Origin of the sequence: Corynebacterium sp. A21 (assembly GCF_052266655.1) — a bacterium.
Taxonomy (GTDB): Bacteria; Actinomycetota; Actinomycetes; order Mycobacteriales; family Mycobacteriaceae; genus Corynebacterium.
This window is the reverse complement of sequence record NZ_JBQPQY010000010.1, coordinates 1-21,795: the sequence shown is the minus strand read 5'-3', so window position 1 is coordinate 21,795 and position 21,795 is coordinate 1. Positions and strand designations below refer to the sequence as shown.

Here is a 21,795-nt window from a genome sequence, read left to right as displayed (position 1 = left end):
AAGACGCTGGTGTCATGCCTCAGATACTAGTACCACCCCAGTGCGCTGCACTGGGGTGGTACTAGCTAAGGGTTTCTGGTGAAACCCTCAGGGCAAAACTTCAGGGATGAATCTTAGTGGTCGACCGCAGCCTCGACACCGACGCCGGTGAGGGAACGGACCTCCATCTCAGCCTGGAGGTGATCCAGGTTGTCCGGCTTACCGAAGTAGGTACCGACGATACCTGCCAGGAAGGCCAGCGGGATGGAAACGATACCCGGGCTAGACAGCGGGAAGAAGGACCAGTCTGCACCCGGAACCATCGAGGAATCGGCACCGGAAACTGCCGGGGAGAAGAAGATCAGCAGCAGTGCGGCGAGCAGCCCGGTGTACATGGAGGCCACTGCACCGGTGGTGTTGAACTTCTTCCAGTACAGGGAGTACAGGATGGTCGGTAGGTTAGCCGAGGCCGCGATGGCGAAGGCCAGGGAGACTAGGAAGGCAACGTTCTGCTCCATGGCCAGAATACCCAGGACGATGGAGACCACGCCGATGACAACCACGGTGATGTGGGAGACCCGAACCTGCTCAGCCTCAGTGGACTCGCCGTTGCGGAAGACCGCATCGTAGATGTCGTGACCGACCGCGGCGGAGGCGGTGATGGACAGACCGGCAACCACGGCGAGGACGGTGGCGAAGGCAACTGCGGAGATCAGTGCCATGAAGATCGGGCCACCGAGCTCGAGTGCGAGCAGCGGTGCTGCGGCGTTGGCGCCACCCGGTGCGGCGAGGATACGGTCCGGGCCGACGAGAGCGGCAGCGGCGTAACCCAGGACCAGGGTCATCAGGTAGAAACCACCGATGAGGATGATGGCCCACACCACGGACTTACGGGCTTCACGGGCCGTCGGGACGGTGTAGAAGCGCATCAGGACGTGCGGCAGGCCAGCGGTACCAAGCACCAGGGACAGGCCGAGGGAGATGAAGTCGAGCTGGGAGGCCAGGGAGTCACCGTACTTCAGGCCCGGGTTGAGGATCTCGGTTGCGGCGTAGCCCGCATCTGCCAAGGTCTGCGATTCAGCATGCGTAGCTACCGCTGCATCAAGCAGAGTGGCAAAACCACCCTTGATGGCAACGAAGGAAAGAATGGTCATGACCAGGACACCGGAGACCAGGAGCACGGCCTTGATCATCTGGACGTAGGTGGTGCCCTTCATGCCGCCGATGAGAACATAGGCGATCATGATGATGCCGACGACCACGATGACGGCAGCCTGGGCCCCGAAGGAGTGGAGGTCCAGCAGCACGGAAACCAGGGAGCCGGCACCGGCCATCTGGGCGATCAGGTAGAACAAGGTAACAAAGAGGGTGCCGAAGGCAGCCGCGATGCGGACCGGCTTCTGCCGCAGACGGAAGGAGAGCACGTCCGCCATGGTGAACCGGCCGACGTTGCGGAGCGGCTCTGCGACGAGCAGCAGGGCCACGAGCCAGGCGACGAAGAAGCCGACTGAGTAGAGGAATCCGTCATAACCGCTCAGTGCGATGGACCCGACAATGCCGAGGAAGGATGCTGCCGAGAGGTAGTCGCCGGCGATCGCCAGGCCGTTCTGGGTACCGGAGAAGGACGCGCCACCGGTGTAGAAGTCCGAGGACTCCTTGGTGCTCTTGCCGACCCGGAGCACCACGGTCATGGTGATCACGATGAAGGCGACGAAGACACCGATGTTGAGCCACGGATTGCCGGTGGATGATTCTTGTGCCAGGTAAATGGTGTTGTTCATCTTTTTCTCCTAGCTTTCCATTGCTTCACGGATGGCTGCCTGGCGAGGTTCCAGGTTCTTGTTGGCAAACCTGACGTAAACCCAGGTGATGACGAAGGTGGTCAGGAACTGAAGCAGTCCGAGGAGCAGACCCACATTCAGCCCGGGCATGATCATGGTGGACATGACCTCGGGAAGGAAGGTTGCGGCCACCACGTAGGCGATATACCAGACGAAGAAGGCTACGGACATCGGGAAGGCGAAGCCACGGAACGTGGACTTGAGGTCCCGGAACTCGGGGCTGGCCTGCATCGCCAGCCAATCTTCGGAGGTCGGCTCGCGCCGCTTTTTGATCTGAGGTGCGTTACTCACAGCTTCTCATCTCACTTTCTGTACCGCTTGCACGGTGTCTCGGACGACATGGACTGCGGCCGCCCATTGTGGGTGGGGTCACAATACCTGTTGCGAACTTAAGTTACCCAACTCACATTGCAATGACTAAGCGAACATGGCGACTTTATTAACGCACTTCAATATTCCACCCCCACACGAACCTTCTACCTGCAAAATCACCCCAAAGAAACCCACCCCCACAAACTAAGAAAAATTACGTTTGTAAATTCTGCAAACCATGTCATGGCAACGTTAACTAGCTTCGCTGGACATCTGTACACGCGAAAACCGGGTATGAAGGACTGATTGCACACCTTCACACCCGGTTCCGGGACAATAAAATAGTCAGTAATTAGATATCCCCGGGATATGTGAGTGGATCCCCGAAGACCCGACCGAATCCCCGAAGTTCATCCAGGGCTTTGATCTGATTGACCTGTCCCGGCGAAAGCTCAAAATCAAAGATGGAGATATTCTCCTTCAACCGATCCAGGGATGAGGTCTTGGGGACGACGGACACCCCGAGCTGGATGGCCCAGCGCAAAATTACCTGGGCGGGGGAACGACCCACCTGGTCCGCAATGTCCGAGATCAGGGGGTTCATCAGGAGGATGCCCCGCCCGAGCGGCGACCAGGCCTCGCTGAGGACACCCAACTCCGCATGCACCGCCCGCAGCTGCGACTGGGAGTATCCGGGATGGAGCTCCACCTGATTCAACGCCGGGGTAATGCCGGTCTCGGCCACCAGCTCCCGGAGCACCTCTTCATAGAAGTTGGCCACACCGATGGACTGGACAGTTCCCAGGCCCTGAATCTTGGCGATCGCCTCAAAGGTCTCCACATACTGCCCGCGCTGCGGCCAGGGCCAGTGGATGAGATAGAGATCCAGGTAGTCCAGCCCCAAGCGGGACAGGGAGTCCTGGAAGGCTTTGGAGGCGGCTTCCGCCCCATGATCCTCGTTGCGGACCTTAGTGGTGATGAAGAGCTCTTCCCGGGTTACCTCACCGGCTTTGATGGACTCGGCGATCCCCTGCCCGATCGCTGATTCATTTTCATACATTGCGGCAGTGTCGAAGTGCCGGTAGCCCACGGCAATTGCCTCACGGACCACCCGCACCGCGTCATCGCCGTTGATCTTCCAGGTACCGAGGCCGATCTGGGGCATCTCGGTGCCATCATTCAGTGTGAAGGTGGGTATCGATACTTGTTTCATGCCACCCATTCAACACTGAATCCTGGGGTACTGCTGCCAAATTAGCTGCCGACGCCGATCAGATCGATGATGAAGATCAAGGTGCGGCCGGAGAGCGGGTGGCCGCCACCTGCCGGGCCGTAGGCGGCCTCCGGCGGGACAGTCAGCTGACGACGGCCGCCGACCTGCATCCCCGGAATGCCTTCCTGCCAGCCGGCGATCAGACCTGTCAGCGGGAACTGCGCGCTCTCGCCGCGATCCCAGGAGGAGTCGAATTCCTGGCCGGTCTCGAAATCGACGCCGACATAGTGGACCTCCACCAGTCCGCCGGGCTGGACCTGCTCACCATCACCTTCAATGAGGTCGACGATGACCAGATCCTCCGGTGCGGGGCCGGTGGGGGTTGCAATCTGCGGCTTTTCCATGAGGGTCAAACTCCTTGGATTTCTTCAATGTTACTTCTCGTTCCGACCCAGGACGTAAAAAGACGGGTCGGACGCTTCACCGGACATTATAAATGCCGAGTGTCACCTCCGACCCGTTGGGCACGCCACGGAGTGGCGGCCAACCCTTCAAGTCCCTAATTAACGCTGCTCACGCGGCACGAAGCTGCGGAGGGTCTCGCCGGTGAAGATCTGGCGGGGACGGTTGATCTTGGTGTTCATCTCCAGCTGCTCGCGGAAGTGGGCGATCCAGCCCGGCAAGCGACCGATGGCGAAGAGAACGGTGAAGAAGTCGGTCGGGAAGCCCATGGCGCGGTAGATCAGGCCGGTGTAGAAGTCAACGTTCGGGTAGAGCTTGCGGGAGACGAAGTAATCATCGCTCAGTGCAATGCTCTCGAGCTTCATGGCCAGATCCAGGAGGTCATCGCCGCCCAGGTGCTCAAGCACCTCGTAGGCGGTCTCCTTGACGATGGCGGCACGCGGATCGTAGTTCTTGTAGACGCGGTGCCCGAAGCCCATCAGGCGGACACCCTTCTCCTTGTTCTTGACCCGGTTCATGAACTCAGTGGCATCGCCATCATGGTTGTTCTTGATGTCCTCGAGCATCTCAAGGACAGCCTGGTTGGCACCACCGTGCAGCGGGCCGGAGAGGGCGTTGATGCCGCCGGCCACGGAAGCGAACATGTTGGCCTGCGCGGAGCCGATCATGCGGACGGTGGAGGTGGAGCAGTTCTGCTCGTGATCAGCGTGCAGGATCAGGAGCTTGTCCAGCGCCTTGACCAGAATCGGATCAATCTCGTAGGGCTCGGTCGGGTAACCGAACATCATGCGCAGGAAGTTCTCGCGGGCATTCAGCGAGTTATCCGGGTACATGTAGGGCTTGCCCTGGGATGCGCGGTAAGCATAAGCAGCCAGCATCGGTACCTTCGCCATCAGGCGTACGGTCGCCTTATCCAGCTGCGCCTCATCCATGGGATCAAGCTGATCCTGGTAGTAGGTGGAGAGGATGTTCACCGAGGATGCCAGCACGGACATCGGGTGAGCATTGCGCGGGAAAATGTTGAACTGGGACTTGAAGTCCTCATCCAGCAGGGTGTGGTGGCGGATGTCATCGTTGAACTTGTGCAGCTCATCCGTGGTCGGCAGCTCACCCTTGATCAGGAGCAACGAGACCTCGTTGAAGGTGGCCTTCTCGGCTAGATCGGCGATGTCATAGCCGCGGTAGCGCAGAATCCCCTGATCACCGTCGATGTAGGTGATCTTCGACTCGGTGGAGCCGGTGGAGACGTAGCCCGGATCGAAGGTGGTGAAGCCGGTCTCGGAGAGCATCTTGCCCAGCTCAATACCTGAGTTACCCTCGGTAGCCTGCTTGATATCCATCTCAAACTCACCACCGGGGTAGTGAAGGACAGCCTTGTCATTGTTCTCAGAAGCCACAGTTTCCCTTTCAAAAATCAGTTGTTAATTAATCCCGGGTCCTGGGATGGCCGCCGGTTACCCGGCAGCTACGCCGCGATCAGGCCGCCTTCACCAGGTGAAGTGACTCTCACCACGCAAATCCCGCCGGGAAGCCTGAGCCATATTTCAGCTTAGGCGAAGCTACCACGGAAGTGGATGTCAGATACCGCCTCAGACCAGCGATGCGCCACCCCGGGAGTGCCCCAGGTCATTCCTATTGAATTATTACGTTCCCGCGGAATCACCGGACTCTGGCCATAACCTGCGCGCCACCGGCCTATTCCCGCCGACACTGATGTCACCCACCACAGCCCACCGTGGAACTGGACACAGTCTAGCAAACTTTGTGATGATCGCGACATCATTGTGGCCGCATCCACAACCCCCTCCTGTTGAGGGTGGTTTACGCAAGCACCCCCGTCACAAGTGCAATAATCCCCCGGCACTACCTACCTATCAACCGGCATGACTATGGTGAGGGGGTCCAAATTTTATGAGACCGTCGCGAAAGTGTGCAGGAGACCATGTCCGAGACCTCCCAGTTCCCCACCCTCCCCGAAGATCTGCTTCCGGTGGACGGCCGTTTCGGCTGCGGCCCCTCCAAGGTGCGTCCGGAGCAGATCCAGGCCATCGTCGCAGGCGCTGAGTCCATTATCGGCACTTCACACCGCCAGCCCGCGGTGAAGAATGTCGTCGGCTCCGTCCGCGAAGGCCTGTCGGATCTCTTCTCCCTGCCCGAGGGTTATGAGATCATTCTCTCCCTCGGCGGGGCGACCGCCTTCTGGGATGCCGCCACCTTCGGCCTGATCGAACAGAAGTCCGGTCACCTGTCCTTCGGTGAATTCTCCTCCAAGTTCGCGAAGGCTGCTAAGCAGGCTCCCTGGCTTGAAGACCCCACGGTCATTGAGGCACCCACCGGCGATGCGCCGGCACCGGTCGCCATCGACGGCGCCGACCTGATCGGTTGGGCTCATAACGAGACCTCCACCGGCGCCATGGTCCCGGTCGTCCGCCCGGCGGGTTCCGAAGGTTCCCTGATCGCCATCGATGCCACCTCCGGCGCCGGCGGACTGCCGGTCGATATCTCCCAGTCTGATGTCTACTATTTCTCCCCGCAGAAGTGCTTCGCCTCCGACGGTGGCCTGTGGCTGGCAGCGATGTCCCCCGCCGCCATCGAGCGCATCGAGAAGATCAAGGCTTCCGGCCGTTTCATCCCGGCCTTCCTTGATCTGCAGACTGCGGTGGATAACTCCCGCAAGAACCAGACCTACAACACCCCGGCGGTATCCACCCTCTTGATGATGGATGCCCAGGTCAAGTGGATGAACGAGAACGGCGGCCTGGACGGCATGGTCGCCCGCACCACCGCTTCCTCGAACACTCTCTACCAGTGGGCCGAGCAGCGCGCGGAGACTTCTCCTTATGTCTCCAACCCCGCCAAGCGTTCCCTGGTGGTCGGCACCATCGACTTCAACGATGACATCGATGCTGCCGCGCTGGCCAAGATCCTGCGCGCCAACGGCATCCTCGATGTTGAGCCTTACCGCAAGTTGGGCCGCAACCAGCTGCGCGTGGGCATGTTCCCGGCGATCGAGACCGGCGACGTCGAGAAGCTGACCAAGGCGATTGATTTCGTCCTGGATGGTGGCCACGCTCGCGTCTGAGCTGGCGGAACTGCCTAACATGCGTCGCGACCTCACCCGTCGCGGCGCTTTTCTGCGTTAGGGTTGAAGCTATACCCACTTGGTACATCCCCGAAGGAGAACGGCATGCGCGAGCTATTCCTCGTCAGCAGTGAATCGACGGAGTCCTCCCTGGTGTTCCGCAACTCCGCGGAGCCCTCGGAGTCCGCCGAACAGTTCTTCTTGGCTGTCGATGAGAACCTCCGCGCGGTACTTCTTGGCCGGGCCCCCTCGATTCCGGAGGCGCCCACCCAAAAGCCCGAGCCGGAGCCGGAGGCTGCGCAGGATAACGAACCTGAGCCGACACCGGAGTCCGAACCGGCACCGGAGACCAGGGCAGTGATCACCCCACCCACCCAACCCCGTCCCCCGCGTGTTGACCCGGATCCGCGGATCTCCGCCCCGCTGACCATGCGGCCACGGGAGATCCAGGACCGGGTCAGGGCCGGTGCCACCACTTCCGAGCTGGCCGAGGAGATGGGGGTCACCGAGGCCCGGGTGGAACCCTATGCCCACCCGGTGCTGCTGGAACGTGCCCGCGTCGCTGAGGTGGCCAAGCAGGCCCACCCGGTGCGTGACGACGGCCCCGCCAGACTCACCCTCTGGGAGGTGCTGGCCACCGCCTTCGCCGCCCGTGGCAATGATCTGGCCCAGGCAACCTGGGATGCCTACCGGGACGGTTCCGGGCAGTGGGTGATCCGGGTCTCCTGGCAGGTCGGGCACACCGAGAACACCGCCGAATGGACCTTCCAGAACCACACCACCAGCTCGCCCACCGCCGTGGCCCGCAACAGTGTCGCAGCCGACCTCACAGACCCGGATTTTGTGCAGCCGGTGCGTTCACTCTCCTCGGTCGGCGGCAGTGGCATCCGCTATGTCGAAGACTTCGAGGATCACCATGAGGATCCGGATGAGGTTCCCGAGGTCCCGCCCGCAGCGGATGAGGTCCACGCGGTGGAACCCTCTGAGGAGCTGCGCGAACCGGAACCGGAGCAGGCCCCAGCCAAGCGAAGGCGCAAGGCGGTGACCCCACACTGGGAGGATGTCCTCCTCGGGGTGCGCACCAACACCAAGCGGCCCAAGAACTAGCGGGGAAGATCCGACATGGACTACTGGCATCGGGAAGAAGATCCCCGGGGTGTCGTGGTGACCCTCTGGTTCATCACCGCCGACTCCCCCACCGCGGTCATCGAGTCGGAGCCGCGGGCCGACCGCGGCTTCGGCCGAAAGTACCTGGCCCAGCTCAATCCGGCATGGCCGATCAGCCCGATCGGGCAGTTCCCCCTGAACCGCTCCACCCCGGCGTCCCGGGGCGAGTTCTATATCGCTGGATTTCCCGGGGTCACCATCGTCCAAACCGTGGTCGAGGACCTGGAGCAGCTCTCAGAGCTCAGCCCGCAGCTACTGAAATCGCTCAAGGCCCGCGAGATCTACGCCTTCGCGGAGAACACGAGTACCGAGTTCGGCGGCTTCGCCCACTGGCACCGCGGTGAGCTCAAGCGCTCACTCTGTGCCCGCCCAATGCAGCTATTGGAGGACCTGGGGTTACCGGTCCCTTTCGAGAGCCCCTATTGGGCCGGTGAACACGGCAAGCAACGCGGTGGCATCTATCTGCCCTTCCAACCCTTGGACCTCGTCGCCGAAGCACAGCGCAGCTGGCTGGGGGTGGATGTCAGTCCGGAGGGACCGGACATCAATGTGGTGGCCTATGCCGTGGATGGTCGACCCGAGCCAAAGGTGGAACCTCACCCGGCACAGCTTCGTCGCAGTGTCGGGGAGATCGCCTCGGCAGCTACCGCACGGCTGGGTATCGGGGCCGGGCGCGGACATTATGACGACTATGAAAATCACGAGGAGAACACCTCGACCGGGGATGAATTTGCCCGCCTGGCCGGGGCCACCTCCGTCGCAGCCAAGCGGGTGGGCCGGGGGTTGCTCCGCCGGGTGCGTTCGGCCCGGGAAGTCCTCGTGGAGCAGATCCGGCACACCGATCGGCCGAAAAAGACCGATCCCAAAGCCTAACGCAGCGAGCGCTGCCGCTCGTAGAAGGCGATGGCTGCTGAGGTAGCCACATTCAGGGAGTCGGTGTCCTGTGCCATCGGGATCCGGGCGCGGATGTCGGTGGCCCGCATGGCATGTTCAGTGAGCCCCGGGCCTTCCCCACCGACCAGCAGGGCGACCTTCTCCCAGGGGTTGCCCGCGTCGTCGATAAGCGCGTCGGAGAGGTGCTCAGCGGCCTCGTCCGGGGTTAGCGAGACCAGCCGAAACCCGGCCTCCCGCAGCTCCTCGAGCTCGCGCTGCCAGGTGGTGTAGCTGCCGCCGAAGTGGGCGAAGGGGGTCCGCAGCACGTGGCCCATGGATACCCGCACCACGCGCCGGTAGAGCGGATCGGCGCAGCCGTTACCGAAGAGCAGGGCATCAATGCCCATGCCGGCGGCGTTGCGGAACAGGGAGCCGATGTTCTCGTGGTCCCCCACGCCCTCAAGCACCACCACGGTGCGCGCGCTCCCGAGGATCTCGCTCACGGTACTCTCTGCCACCCGGTCGGCGGCGGCGAGCAGACCACGGTGCATGTCAAAGCCAGCGACCTCGGACAGGATCGCGCGGTCCACGGCGTAGACCGGGGTATCGCCCACCAGCTCGCGGTTGACGGGATCAGCCAGGAAGGTCTCCAGCTTCGCCGGGAAACCCACCAGGGAGCGCACCGGGAAGCGGGATGCGAAAAGCCGACCCACCACCAGGGGGCCCTCCGCGATCACCAGGCCCTTGCCGCCCGGAAGATCAGGGCGGTTATCGGAGTGGTTGAGGTTACGGAAGTCGTCCAGGCGGGGGTCGGTGGAATCTTCGATGCGAATCACGCCCCTCATGCTAGAGGCGGAACCACGCAGGATTAAAACAACAGGGTTAAAAACAGCAGCTGAAAACTAGCCCATGGCAGCCATGATCGGGTCCATCGCAAAGTAGACCACGAACAGCGCGGAGATCAGCCACATGATCCAGTGGACTTCCTTGATCTTGCCGGCCGCGACAGTCATCAGGGTGAAGGCGATGAAGCCGACCCCGATGCCGTTGGCGATGGAGTAGGTCATCGGCATGACGACGATGGTCAGGAAGGCCGGCAGGGCGATGTAGAACTTGGAGAAGTCAATATCGGCGACCTGCCCCATCATCATCGCACCGACGATGACCAGCACCGGAGCGGCGGCCTCGATCGGGACGACCTCGTAGAGCGGGGTGAGGAACATGGCCAGCAGGAAGAGAATGCCGGTGACGATATTGGCCAGACCAGTTCGGGCGCCGTCGCCGATGCCGGCGGCGGAGTCCGCGAAGACGGTGTTGGAGGAGGCGGAGGCCGCGCCACCGATGATGGCACCGGCGCCCTCGACAACCAGGGCCTTCTTCATGTCCGGCAGTTCATTGTTCTCATCGACCAGGTTGCCCTGCTTGCCCAGGGCGGTCATGGTGCCCATGGCATCGAAGAAGTTGGCCAGCACCAGGGTGAACACCAGCATGGTGGCGGCGACCACGCCGATGCGGGTGAAGGCACCGAAGAGATTGACATCACCGACGATGGACAGATCCGGCAGCCCCCCGAAGGAGTTCGGGATGGCGGGTACCGCCAGGGACCAGCCGCCCGGCCCCTCTGCGGAGGAACCCGCTCCGACGATCGCCTCGATGATCATGGCGATGACGGTGGTCGCCAGGATGCCAAGGAAGAGACCACCGCGAACCTTGCGGACCACCAGGGTGCCGCAGATGATCAGGCCGACGATGAAGACCAGGGTCGGCCAGGAGCTGATGGAACCGCCGAGTCCCAGTTGGACGGGGACGGTGGTCATGGCGGCATCTGGAATTCGGGTGACAAAGCCGGCGTCGACCAGGCCGATCAAGGCGATGAACATGCCGATGCCGACGCCGATGGAGGCTTTCATCGCGGGAGGAATCGCCCGGAAGACCGCGGTTCGGAAGCCGGAGACCGCCAGAATCACGATGACGATGCCGTCCAGGACCACGAGGCCCATGGCCTCTGGCCAGGTCAGGCCCTCACCGGCAACCAGCGTCACCGCGACGAGGGTGTTCAGGCCCAGGCCAGCGGCGATGCCGAAGGGATAGCGTGCGATCAAACCGAAGGCGATGGTCATGACACCCGCGGCCAGCGCAGTGGCGGCGGCAACCTGGGAGATTCCCAAGGTGTTGCCGGCGCTATCTGCGGTGGTACCGAGGATGAGTGGGTTAAGGATCACGATGTAGGCCATCGCGAAGAAAGTCACGACTCCGGCACGAACTTCCGTGCCGAGAGTCGAGCCTCGTTCAGAAATGTGGAAGTACCGGTCCAGCGCGCTGCGGGAAGCTTCCGTCTTGTTTGACTGATCTACGTTTGGGGTCATCCGGAGATCTCCATATCACCAATGAAGTTGTGTTTCACCAATCAAGAGTCCCACTCATACCCCCGATTCTCAAAAGATCCGGGTAATAACTGAGCAAAATCACAGGTAGTGCTACGTTGAAGTTTCCAGCTCAAAAGGGAAGTTGCGATGGTTACCTTCGATTTCATGGTCCGCGACCGTAGGGTCGCCCACTTCGGGGCGATCCTGGAGACCTTGCGTATGCGGCGGAGTTTCACGCCGGCGCATGAGGCCCAGTTGAGGGCGGCGCTCACCGGCGCCAACTCCGGTACTCACCGGGTACTGGTCTCCACCCGTCCCGGTAATTTCACCATTGAGTTTCGCCCCGTCGAAGATTATTCCGATGAGCTGATCATGGATGCCGCCGGTACCCGTGATCAGCGGGCGCACCCGACGCTGCCGGGTCCGGACCGCGGTTGGCAGTCCCGTCAGCTCACTGAACTCCGCCGGCGGGGTGCCGGGGAATCGCTACTGCTGGATGAGTCCGGTCAGGTGATTTCGGCGATCGCGTCACCGCTCCTGCTGCTGGAGGGCGCGAATGTCCATTCCAGCGCGCACCCACTGGCCACACCCTCGGTGATGCTGGAGGATATTGTCTCTCACCTGGTCGACCAGGGTCTACAACTTATCGACGTCCCGATGGGCTTCAGCATGCCGTTGCTGCGGCGTGGGGAGGTCTGGGTGCTTGATGCCGTCGGTGGGGTGCGCAAGGTCAGCGGTTGGTTGGAGTACGGCTCCATCCTCGAGGTCCGCCCGCTGCCCCAGCGCATTCCGCCGACCCACCTGGCGGTGGAGGCCTGGCGCTGGGAACAGGCCACGGATTTTAATTAAGGGCTAGTAATCGACGGGTAGCTCATCATCGAAGGCGAGCGGCGGTTCCTCCTCACCCCGGTCTCCGCTGGGGGTTTCAGAGTGGGCACCACAGCCGTAGGTGGCGTGCACCAGATGACCGTCGGCGGAGAACTCATTGGCACAGACGCCGAAGTTCTCACCGATCTCGCCCCCGGCCTTGATATAGAAGGCACAGCTGCGGCAGTGCAGGGCCGCCTTCTCGGCGAATTCTGAGGTGGGGCCGAAGTCCCCGGTATGCCAGCGGTGGAGGGCTTCCTCCAGGCCATGCGGGCTGAGCCGGTAGTGGCCCTCCTCGCGACTGAGGCGCTCATCGCCGGGTAGCGGTGGCATGAGGTCGCCGGGGCCGAGGTCGCCCGGAAGGACACGTTCCTCATAGGGCACCCAGTCGGGTGCTTTCAGCGCCTCATGGGCGGGGACCAGAGCCACCTCATTGACGGTGACGTGGCGGGAACCTTCGGCGCAGGCCAGCACAGCGTTCCATTCCCACCCGTGGTAGCCGGGAACAGCAGCCTGGAAGCGGTGGGTGGCCACATTGTGGCCCTGCATCGAAACTCCGATGTGCTCGCCGACCTCACCGTCGCCAAGCTCCTCCAGCGCGCTTCTCGCCACCTCGACGGCGGGGACGTCGAGAAGCGGGTTGATGTTATTCCTTCGGTAATTTCGTTGACGTTGACGGGACACGCCCCCATTATCCATGCTGTGCGGCATGATGGTGCACATGGCCCTGTACATGCCGCGATTCCTCTCCACTCTCTGTCTTGTCCCGCTGCTCAGTTCCTGCACCTCAGCGGCCCAGGGAGACCCCCCGGTGGAGCACCTCGAACCTGAAATCATCCAGGTCCACCCCTTCGACCAGAGCAGCTTCACCCAGGGCCTCGAGGTCGATGCCGGGGGTAATCTGCTGGTCGGTACCGGACAGATCGGCGAGTCCCGGATTTACCGCAGCACCCTCGATGGGGTGGAGCTGCAGTCCGCTGATCTCGATCCCGCCTTCTTCGGCGAAGGTGTCACGGTCGATGGCGATCATCTCTGGCAGTTGACCTGGCAGGACGGGGTGGCGCTCAAACGCGATGCCCGCACCCTCGAGGAACTCGACCGGGTGGAACTGCCCGGCGAAGGCTGGGGGATCTGTTCCCGCCAGGATGAGCTGCTACTTTCTGACGGCTCCGATAAGCTCTCCCGCCTGGATCCGGAGACCTTCGAGGTCCGGGAACAGATCCCGGTGACCTTGAACGGCACACCGGTCCGCGGACTCAATGAGCTTGAATGCGTGTCGGATCAGGTCTACGCCAATGTCTTCCTCAGCACCGATATCATGCGTATCGACGCCGCGAGCGGCAAGGTCACCGCCGTCATTGACGCCGCCAACCTACCGAACAATGCCGCCTCGGATCCCAATCATGTGCTCAACGGCATCGCCCAGCTGCCGGATGAGGGCAACTTCCTGCTCGCCGGCAAGCGCTGGCCGGACCTCTACGAGGTCCGCTTCATCCCCGCCGAACAGGACTGAATAGGATAAGGAATCATGGTCAGTCCTAAAAAAGCCAAGAAGAAGTCTCTGTTGCGGGTTCTCGCACTGATCATCGCGGTGGTGATCGTGGTGGTTGCCTCCATCCTGGCGCAGACCTGGTGGAACAATCGCCCGGGCCCCGCTCCCACGGAGGTCTCGCTGACCGCCCGGGTCGGAGAGAACACCACCGAGTTCCTCCCCTACCTCGCCTGTGAGCCCGGCACGGAGTGCCCCGAGGGCGAGATCCCCGCGTTGAACGTCGGTGCTGATGAGACCCTGGTCCTCGAGATCCCCGAGGTCGTACACCGTGGCGAGTGGTCCCTGCTGACCATCTACGATGATCCGGCCGCCAATGACCAGATCCTGCACGGCAGCAATGACGCCACAACCGTGGAGGTCCCCGGCTCAGTGGACCCGGTGACCGAGGAATCCACCGAGCGTCCCCGACTGGTGGTGGTGGAGGTTTCCGCCGTGTTGATCGGCGAGGATGCCAACGGCGAGGAAACCCCCTTCAGCGTTGTCTGGTCATTGAACACCGCGGGCGAAGATGTTTCCCCTGATTCAGATGCCCCTGAATCCGAATCAGGGCAGTAACTACTTAAGCATCGAGTTCGCGTGCCACCGCGCGCAGGATCTCGGCGATCTGCCGGCTGGTCTTGCGCTCCGGGTAGCGGCCTGAGCGCAGATCCGGCTGCACCTTGGCTTCCAGCAGGGTGATCATGTCGGAGAGCATGCCGTGTAGTTCATCCGGATTGTGCTTGTGCTGCGTGCGACGGGCCTTCGGCTCATCCAATATCTTGACCCGCAGCGCCTGGGGACCACGACGCCCCGCTGCGAAATCGAATTCAATACGCTGACCGGGCACAAGTTCCGTGATCCCCGCCGGCAGCACCTGCTTCCCGACGAAGACATCCTCATCGCCCGGATTCGACACGAAACCAAAGCCCTTATCGACGTCGTACCACTTGACCTTGCCAATCGGCACCTGAGCTCACCACTTTCTGGTTGATCCTGATGGAGGGGAAACTTCACTCCCCACGCACATCCCGCGGATCCGGCAAAGGCATGCGTTTTATTGATGACATGAAGATGTGAGTATACACCCCACCCCATGCCCGCTTAAGCATGCGGAAATTACAGGTGAGATACAACTCACATACGCGTTTGTAACGTTCTGACCTGCATTGTTATTCCTGATTTCAGAAATTAAGCGTCATCTCGCGCCGTTAACGTGACTCAAACGTTATAAAACGTTATCGTGATCCGCAGGCACAAAGGGGACACCATCTACCGACGCTAACGCCGAACCCTGTCTGAGCGTCGGAAGAACCCCTTATAGATGTGCACGATAACCCGTCGGAGCAGCGAAATCGCCGTTCCTTGAAACTAAACATCGACATTACAGACAGGGGCGGGGAACCCACCGCGGAGCAATCCGCACCGGGGGGAAACCTCCTTGGGGTGAAGCCGCAACCGCGGCCGGGCGGATAGACATCCTCACGCCCGAACCCGACAGCTCACTTCGCAGGCGAACAATGAGAGGAAAACTTTTTCATGGCCCGTCACACCCGCAAGTCCGCAACCTTCACCAAGATCGCCGCTACTACCGCCGCCTTCGGCGCTGCAGCAGCCATCATGGCTCCGACCGCAGCAGCTGCCCCTGATTCCGACTGGGATCGCCTGGCACAGTGTGAGTCCGGTGGCGACTGGAACATCAACACCGGCAACGGCTACCACGGCGGCCTGCAGTTCTCCGCCTCAACCTGGTCAGGCTACGGCGGCAACGAGTTCGCTCCCTACGCCTACCAGGCCACCCGCGAGCAGCAGATCGCTGTCGCTGAGCGCACCCTCGCCGGCCAGGGCTGGGGCGCATGGCCGGCCTGCTCCGCACGTCTGGGCCTGAACTCCGCCCCGACCCCGCGGGACGTCTCCGCCGCCGCACCGGCTCAGGTCCAGCAGGTTGTCGCTGAAGCCACCGCCGCTGCCATCGAGTCTTCCTCCAATGATGATTCCCTCGCAGTTGACGCCGTCTACGGCCTGCTGCGCGAGACCTTCGCCTCCTACGGGGTGGCCGTCCCCTCCCAGGTTGAGGCTTACTACGCCGCCAACCGCGGTGATTTCAACGCCTTCTACACCGCTAACCGCGAGGTCATCGATACCGTCCTGGCCTAAGCCCGGAAGACTTCACTGCGAAGCGCCGGATCTGAACCCACAGGGGTTCAGATCCGGCGCTTTTAGCATGGTTTGCTAGGTGGCCCCCGTTACCGTTGTGGGTCCCCCTGAGGTTCCTGTCCGAGGGGCAGGGGCACAAAAATCCCCGCCGCCACCGAGCAGGACTCGATGGTGACGGGGATTGCTGCTGAAAAGGGTTAGTCCCGGTTGATTCGGGTGTAGGGGTGGATGTAGCCGACTTCCTGGTACGGGACCGGGAAGTCGACATCATCGCCGTAGGGGCTGGAAGCTCCGGCGAGCAGGGAGTTAATTTCGGTGACTACATGTCCGCCACCCGGGACGTGCTTCGGCCAGCCCGGATCGACGTAGCCCTTCTTCTCAACGTTTGCCATAGGTCCTATTCTGTCAAATACCCGCCCAAAAAGTAACTTAAGAAGGATTCAAGTTCCCCACACCATGAAAAATTCCAGCTCGAAGGTCCCCTCGACCGCATATTTCCGGAGGTGGTTGTCCCAGCTGGATGATGAGCAGTTGGCGCAAACCCTGCGGCTACGCCCAGATGCGGTGCTCCCGATTCCGCCAGGTTTTAGCCCGCTAGCTGCCCGTTTGCGGCTTCGGGCCTCGGTATCCCGGTCGATGCGCACCCTCGATGCCCTGCATCTGGCGGTGCTGGAGGCGGCGGCAGACCTAGGGGCTGAGCTCCACCCGGTTACTGCCCCCGAAGTGGTGAACAATATTCAACAACGCACCGGAAATACCCCGCGAGAGTTAATTGAGGAGGCCATCGCCGGGCTCCGTGCCCGGGCCCTGCTTTTCGGCGAGGAGGAACTCCAGCTGCTCCCCGAGGCGATGCCTTCGCTGCCCTCGGACTGGCAGTTGCTGCCCGAGGCCTCGGGTGCTCAACTGCCCGCCACCCAGGTGCGTGAACTGCTTGCTGCCCTCGAGCCCCGCCAACGCAAGGTCCTGGACACCCTCGCAAGTTCCGGCGGTCGCGGCCTGACCAAGGACGCCGCCCCTGATGCGGATCCGACCCGCCCGATCCCGCAGCTGATCGCCTCGGGCCTGCTCACCCGTATCGATGTCCAGACCGTCGCCCTGCCCCTGAGCATCCGCCGGGCGATGCGCGGCGAGGAGCATCTGGAGATCCCGCTGCTCCCCTCCCCCAGGTTCTCCCCCGGCCCTCCGGATGCCAAGGCGATAACGCGGGCAGATCAGTCTGGCGCGGCCGCTGGTCTGGAGGTGGCACGACAACTGCATCAGCTCATTGAGCTGTTGGGGGCGCAGCCGGTGGCACTGCTCAAAGAGGGCGATGTCGGGCTCCGGGCCACCACCAGGCTCGCCAAGGACCTGGCTCTGAGCGAGGAGGAGCTGATACGTGCGGTCTGTCTGGGAGAGGCCGCCGGTCTGTTGGGCCGTGGCCAGCCGGTGCCGGTGCCCGTGAATGATGAAGGCGTGGACTATCTCGCCCCGACCCCGGCCGCTGATCCCTGGCTGGAAGCTGATCTCGGTTCCCGGTGGGCCACCCTGCTTCAGGGTTGGTGGTCTTCGGTCTGGGAGACCTGGCAGGAGGACCACCGCCTGCTCTCCCGGGAGTCCCAACGGGATCAGCTCCCGGAGACCCGCCGGCTGATCATCGCCCAGCTGACCCGCCCAGCCATCGGCGTGGCTCTCACTCAGGAAGAACTGCTGCAGGATCTACGGTTTTCCGCCCCAGTCGCGGCACTGCGGATCAGCACCGGACTGGTCTCGGAGATCCTCCGGGAGGCCCGCTGGATCGGGGCGCTCGCCGGTGATGTGGCGACGTCGGTGATGCGGTCCCTGGCTGAGCAACAGGACCTCACCGCCATCGCCGCGGAGATAACACCTGGCACCGTCGAGCGGGTGATTCTGCAGGCGGACATGACGATCATGGCACCCGGTCCGCTGCCCAGGAAGCTCCAGGAGGAGCTGGATCTGCTGGCGGAATTGGAGTCAGCCGGCCTGGCCAGTGTTTATCGGGTCACCGAGACCTCGGTCCGGCGGGCCTTGGATACCGGGCGTACCAGTACGGATCTGATGTCTTTTCTCAGTGCGCATTCCCTAGGTGAGGTGCCGCAGTCGATCACCTATCTCATTGAAGATGTCGCTCGGCGTCATGGTTCCCTGCGCGGTGGTCCGGCGATGAGTTACCTGCGCTGTGATGATCCGACAGTCCTGGTACAGGTGGTGGGAACGCCAGCCGCGGAGCTGGTGGCGCTGCGACTGATCGCCCCGACCATCGCCATCGCCCAGGCTCCGCTGTTCACCGTCATTGCGGCGTTAAAGGAGTATGGCATTCACGCGGTCGCTGAAGATGCCACCGGTGCCAGCCTGGACATTCGCCCACCGGCGGCCCGGGTCACGGTGAAATTGCGTGGTCCCCAGCAGGTTCCGGGGCTGGATGAAACCCGTATCCGGGCGGCCGTCGCCGCGATCAAGCGGGCCGAGGGCGCGGATGCCTCGGCGCAGACCGGCACCCGTGCCACCGCTGACCCGCTGACGGTGCTGCAGTCGGCTGCACGGGCGGGGCGGACGGTGACCCTCGGGTTCGTCGATAAGCAGGGCACCGCGGTGCACCGCGTGGTCCGCCCCCTGAAGGTCGGCGGCGGTCAGGTTGATGCCGTGGATCCGGCAACGGGTTCGGCGCACCGCTTCACCCTGCACCGGATCACCGAGGTCATTCTGGACTAAGCGGAAAACAGTGCCATAATGGAGGTTTGACACTCTTCTGAGGAGGAATTTTGGGTTTCGGTGACGGCCCCCTGATCGTCCAGTCCGATAAAACCGTACTCCTGGAGATCGACCATGCCCTGGCCGGTGAGGCCCGAGCCGGTCTGGCCCCTTTTGCCGAGCTCGAACGTGCTCCCGAGCATGTCCACACTTACCGCATCACCCCGCTGGCGCTGTGGAATGCGCGTGCCGCCGGGCATGATGCCGAGCAGGTCGTCGATGTCCTGGAGCGCTTCTCGCGCTTCCCGGTACCCCAGGCATTGCTTATCGACGTCGCTGAAACCATGTCGCGCTATGGCCGGGTCCGGCTGCACAAGCACCCCGCCCACGGGCTGCTGCTGGAATCGGCTGAGCCGGCCATCCTCGCAGAGCTGCAGCGGCACAAGAAGATCAAGCCGATGTTGGGCGCCCAGGTCGATCCGGACTCCATCGTGGTGCACCCCTCTGAACGCGGCCGACTGAAGCAGGAACTGCTCAAGGTCGGTTGGCCGGCCGAGGACCTGGCCGGCTACGTCGATGGCGAAGCCCACCCCATCGAGCTCTCCACCGCCAATGAGAACTGGGAGCTGCGCGATTACCAGCGTTATGCCGCCGACTCCTTCTGGGAAGGCGGCTCCGGGGTGGTCGTGCTCCCCTGTGGGGCGGGCAAGACCATGGTCGGTGCCGCTTCCATGGCACGTGCCAAAGCCACCACCCTGATCCTGGTGACCAACACCGTGGCTGGCCGGCAGTGGCGCGATGAACTGATCAAGCGCACCACGCTGACCGCCGAGGAAATCGGCGAGTACTCCGGGGAACGCAAGGAGATCCGCCCGGTCACCATCGCCACTTACCAGGTGGTCACCCGCAAGACCAAGGGTGAGTACCGCGCCCTGGAACTCTTTGACTCCCGGGACTGGGGGCTGATCATCTATGACGAAGTGCACCTCCTGCCCGCACCGGTGTTCCGGATGACCTCCGATCTGCAGTCCCGTCGCCGCCTGGGGCTCACCGCCACCCTGGTGCGGGAGGATGGCAGGGAGGGCGATGTCTTCTCCCTGATCGGACCGAAACGCTATGACGCCCCGTGGAAGGATCTCGAATCCCAGGGCTATATCGCCACCGCCGAGTGCATCGAGGTGCGGACCACGATGAGCGAAACCGAACGGATGATCTACGCCACCGCAGAAAACTCCGACCGTTACCGCTTGGCCGCCTGCGCTGACTCGAAAACCCGGGTCGTAGAGAAGCTGCTGGCCCGCCATGCCGGGCAACCCACCCTGATCATCGGTGCCTACCTCGACCAGCTCGCGGAACTCTCCAGGCTTTTCGACGCCCCGATCATCGAGGGAAAGACCTCGAATAAGAAACGCGGGGAACTCTTCGATCGCTTCCGCTCCGGAGACCTTTCGGTGCTGGTGGTGAGCAAGGTGGCGAACTTCTCCATCGACCTGCCGGAAGCTGCGGTGGCCATCCAGGTTTCCGGCACCTTCGGTTCCCGCCAAGAAGAAGCCCAGCGACTGGGCAGACTGCTGCGTCCCAAGGTCGACGGCGGGGAGGCACACTTCTACTCCGTGGTCAGCCGTGACAGTCTGGACGCCGAGTACGCCGCCCACCGCCAGCGTTTCCTGGCGGAACAAGGCTATGCCTACCGCATCCTCGATGCCGAGGACCTGGAGACCCTAGCCGTTTATGAGGCTCCGGGGACTCCGGAGGCACAGGACACTTTAACCATCAACGAATCAGCTGAGGAAGAACTCTAGTGAAGGTATTCAAGTTCGAAGTAGATGAGGCATTCGCCAAGAAGAACAATGAGATGCTGCGCGATAACAACCGCTTCAAGCTCTCTGGCACCATCTTCTCCCTCGTGCTGCTCGCCTTCGGTGGCCTGATGTGGTGGCTCGCCGATGGTGCTGCCTGGGGTGGAATCACCGCGATCGTCTTCGCCGTTCTCGCCGTGATCTTCCTCCTCGTGACCTTCATAGCCCCCCAGAAAATGGGCTCTCCCCAACAGATCTACGATACCTACCCACTGGCCCCCTCCATCATTGCGGAATCCAACGCTCGGGATGCCGTGATCATGTCACTGGTCAACTCCAATGTGGACCCCGAACTACCGCCGCGTTGGGCACTGGCACTGCGTACCATCAACCGCACCGGTGTGCACCAGAACAAGTTGGGCACCCAGATCCCCGTCGCGGCAGTCCACGGCCAGCGCACCACCAAGGACCCCCATCACTGGGCGCAGATCCTACCCATGCCGATCGCCTGGGGAACCCCGGATGAGGACGTGGTCAACCAGGCCCGCAAGTCTGTCCCCCACGAGCAGTGGATCCTGCTGGAGAAGAACCGCAATCGCTTTGAAGAGGTCAAGGGAACCCGGAATAACTTTCTGGTGCTTTAAAATTCTCAAGCCTCGGAGGCGCTCAACCATCTGCTCAGATGCCACCGGCTCTTCGCCGAAACCGTGCTTATCTCGAAGCGCGAAAGCCGTGGCATAAGCGAAAATGACCAGTACGGCCCCGGCCGGGGTGAATCCCGGCTCTGTGAGGCCAACACCGCCACCCTGCTGGGTTTTGTGGAGCCTGGGTCCGAAGTCATGCCCTCAAGCCCTACGGCCAACGCGGTCCGGGTGCCCATCCCCTTGCCGCGATGACCCCCGAATCTCACTTGATCAGTCTTTTCCCAGGCTGTGCTGGTGTTTTCCGAGGCCCTGTTTCTGCTCTCTGATTAAAGTCTATGAGTAACTCATCGTCCAATATCCCAAGGCTGTGACGGTCACGAACACCCTGCGGTGATGACGCTCCCCCGGGGATGCAGAAACGCACCACCACCGTCTTCCCCGCCGCAAAAACCTTCAACACGATCGGTTGAAAACTCGGCTGATCGTGGCTCACTGTACCCCGCATTTCCAGGCAGCCGGGGCACACGTCCGAGGGTCCTGGAGGCGTTCCTTGGGCACAGCTGTTGGCCTGGGATATCACCAAGCTTGCCGGAGCGCTTCGGATCTCTGAGGGCTGCCCGGGCGTTTATCAGCGGGTTTGTCGACTGGTACAACTATCACCACCAGTATTCTTCGCTGACGGTGTTGCGCAGCAACGCTCCTACACGCTGGCCGCGGCCCTGATCATCCTCGGCCCTCAACACCCATGCTTATCGACGCTGGCGGCTTCTGCAGCGACGCCGGCACCCCGCGGTGTTTCCCGGCCAGCCACCCCAAC

Annotated in this window: 20 protein-coding genes and 1 riboswitch; of the genes, 10 read left to right on the top strand and 10 right to left on the bottom strand. The window is 62.4% G+C overall.

Going from position 1 to position 21,795, the window contains the following annotated elements; translation table 11 throughout:
- Positions 1–113 precede the first annotated feature (113 nt).
- The 5 genes from ACTU46_RS12545 to ACTU46_RS12525 all read right to left on the bottom strand — a co-directional run bounded on the left by ACTU46_RS12545 (position 114) and on the right by ACTU46_RS12525 (position 5,222).
- Positions 114–1,760, bottom strand: coding sequence for a solute symporter family protein (locus ACTU46_RS12545; protein WP_443382181.1), 1,647 nt, complete (start codon positions 1,758–1,760; stop codon positions 114–116).
- Positions 1,761–1,769: 9 nt separating this feature from the next.
- Complete coding sequence (locus ACTU46_RS12540) at positions 1,770–2,051, bottom strand: DUF485 domain-containing protein (RefSeq protein WP_443382332.1); 282 nt, start codon at positions 2,049–2,051, stop codon at positions 1,770–1,772.
- A 433-nt stretch (positions 2,052–2,484) separates the two neighbouring features.
- Positions 2,485–3,345: an aldo/keto reductase gene (locus ACTU46_RS12535; RefSeq protein ID WP_443382179.1), complete on the bottom strand. Its 861-nt coding sequence runs from the start codon at positions 3,343–3,345 to the stop codon at positions 2,485–2,487.
- Between the two features lie 41 nt (positions 3,346–3,386).
- Positions 3,387–3,749, bottom strand: coding sequence for an FKBP-type peptidyl-prolyl cis-trans isomerase FkpA (fkpA, locus tag ACTU46_RS12530; RefSeq protein WP_443382177.1), 363 nt, complete (start codon positions 3,747–3,749; stop codon positions 3,387–3,389).
- Positions 3,750–3,908: 159 nt separating this feature from the next.
- Positions 3,909–5,222 carry a citrate synthase gene (locus ACTU46_RS12525; protein ID WP_443382330.1) on the bottom strand — a complete coding sequence of 438 codons (1,314 nt, stop codon included), beginning with the start codon at positions 5,220–5,222 and terminating at the stop codon, positions 3,909–3,911.
- 527 nt (positions 5,223–5,749) lie between these two features.
- Here ACTU46_RS12525 and serC point away from each other — a divergent pair.
- The 3 genes from serC (at position 5,750) to ACTU46_RS12510 (ending at position 8,929) form a co-directional block, all read left to right on the top strand.
- Positions 5,750–6,889 (top strand): phosphoserine transaminase, encoded by a 1,140-nt coding sequence (gene serC, locus ACTU46_RS12520; protein ID WP_443382175.1) that lies wholly within the window; start codon positions 5,750–5,752, stop codon positions 6,887–6,889.
- Between the two features lie 105 nt (positions 6,890–6,994).
- Entirely contained in the window at positions 6,995–7,996 is a 1,002-nt protein-coding gene (gene sepH, locus ACTU46_RS12515; protein ID WP_443382173.1) for a septation protein SepH, read from the top strand.
- A 15-nt stretch (positions 7,997–8,011) separates the two neighbouring features.
- The gene (locus tag ACTU46_RS12510) at positions 8,012–8,929 is read left to right on the top strand and encodes a DUF6928 family protein (RefSeq protein ID WP_443382171.1); all 918 of its coding nucleotides are present in this window, start codon (positions 8,012–8,014) and stop codon (positions 8,927–8,929) included.
- On the opposite strand, the gene ACTU46_RS12505 is transcribed toward ACTU46_RS12510, so the two are convergent.
- Together ACTU46_RS12505 and ACTU46_RS12500 are read right to left on the bottom strand one after the other, a co-directional pair.
- The gene (locus ACTU46_RS12505) at positions 8,926–9,774 is read right to left on the bottom strand and encodes a TrmH family RNA methyltransferase (RefSeq protein ID WP_443382169.1); all 849 of its coding nucleotides are present in this window, start codon (positions 9,772–9,774) and stop codon (positions 8,926–8,928) included. The genes ACTU46_RS12510 and ACTU46_RS12505 overlap by 4 nt on opposite strands.
- Before the next feature lie 57 nt (positions 9,775–9,831).
- Positions 9,832–11,295 carry an NCS2 family permease gene (locus ACTU46_RS12500; RefSeq protein WP_443382167.1) on the bottom strand — a complete coding sequence of 488 codons (1,464 nt, stop codon included), beginning with the start codon at positions 11,293–11,295 and terminating at the stop codon, positions 9,832–9,834.
- Positions 11,296–11,442: 147 nt separating this feature from the next.
- Between ACTU46_RS12500 and ACTU46_RS12495 the strand changes: the two genes are divergently transcribed.
- Positions 11,443–12,144, top strand: coding sequence for a hypothetical protein (locus ACTU46_RS12495; protein ID WP_443382165.1), 702 nt, complete (start codon positions 11,443–11,445; stop codon positions 12,142–12,144).
- Positions 12,145–12,147: 3 nt separating this feature from the next.
- On the opposite strand, the gene ACTU46_RS12490 is transcribed toward ACTU46_RS12495, so the two are convergent.
- On the bottom strand, positions 12,148–12,861 hold the full coding sequence (locus ACTU46_RS12490; RefSeq protein ID WP_443382328.1) for a DUF3027 domain-containing protein: 714 nt from the start codon (positions 12,859–12,861) through the stop codon (positions 12,148–12,150).
- 13 nt (positions 12,862–12,874) lie between these two features.
- Here ACTU46_RS12490 and ACTU46_RS12485 point away from each other — a divergent pair, with 13 nt between their 5' ends.
- Entirely contained in the window at positions 12,875–13,675 is an 801-nt protein-coding gene (locus ACTU46_RS12485; protein ID WP_443382327.1) for a glutaminyl-peptide cyclotransferase, read from the top strand.
- Positions 13,676–13,690: 15 nt separating this feature from the next.
- Entirely contained in the window at positions 13,691–14,269 is a 579-nt protein-coding gene (locus ACTU46_RS12480) for a DUF2771 domain-containing protein (protein WP_443382163.1), read from the top strand.
- A gap of 4 nt (positions 14,270–14,273) precedes the next feature.
- On the opposite strand, the gene ACTU46_RS12475 is transcribed toward ACTU46_RS12480, so the two are convergent.
- Entirely contained in the window at positions 14,274–14,660 is a 387-nt protein-coding gene (locus ACTU46_RS12475; RefSeq protein ID WP_443382161.1) for a cold-shock protein, read from the bottom strand.
- A 396-nt stretch (positions 14,661–15,056) separates the two neighbouring features.
- Positions 15,057–15,222, top strand: a riboswitch (cyclic di-AMP (ydaO/yuaA leader).
- Positions 15,223–15,229: 7 nt separating this feature from the next.
- Between ACTU46_RS12475 and ACTU46_RS12470 the strand changes: the two genes are divergently transcribed.
- A complete protein-coding gene (locus ACTU46_RS12470; protein ID WP_443382159.1) occupies positions 15,230–15,847 on the top strand; it encodes a resuscitation-promoting factor Rpf1 domain-containing protein in 618 nt (205 codons plus the stop codon).
- Between the two features lie 197 nt (positions 15,848–16,044).
- Here the strand turns inward: ACTU46_RS12470 and ACTU46_RS12465 are convergent, their stop codons facing one another.
- A complete protein-coding gene (locus ACTU46_RS12465; protein WP_443382157.1) occupies positions 16,045–16,239 on the bottom strand; it encodes a hypothetical protein in 195 nt (64 codons plus the stop codon).
- Between the two features lie 64 nt (positions 16,240–16,303).
- Here ACTU46_RS12465 and ACTU46_RS12460 point away from each other — a divergent pair, with 64 nt between their 5' ends.
- The 3 genes from ACTU46_RS12460 to ACTU46_RS12450 are packed head-to-tail and all read left to right on the top strand — an operon-like array spanning position 16,304 to position 20,978.
- Positions 16,304–18,556, top strand: coding sequence for a helicase-associated domain-containing protein (locus ACTU46_RS12460; protein ID WP_443382155.1), 2,253 nt, complete (start codon positions 16,304–16,306; stop codon positions 18,554–18,556).
- A gap of 50 nt (positions 18,557–18,606) precedes the next feature.
- Entirely contained in the window at positions 18,607–20,337 is a 1,731-nt protein-coding gene (locus ACTU46_RS12455; RefSeq protein WP_443382153.1) for a DNA repair helicase XPB, read from the top strand.
- On the top strand, positions 20,337–20,978 hold the full coding sequence (locus tag ACTU46_RS12450; protein ID WP_443382151.1) for a DUF3239 domain-containing protein: 642 nt from the start codon (positions 20,337–20,339) through the stop codon (positions 20,976–20,978). The genes ACTU46_RS12455 and ACTU46_RS12450 overlap by 1 nt, the downstream gene beginning before the upstream one ends.
- The last annotated feature ends 817 nt before the right edge of the window (positions 20,979–21,795 follow it).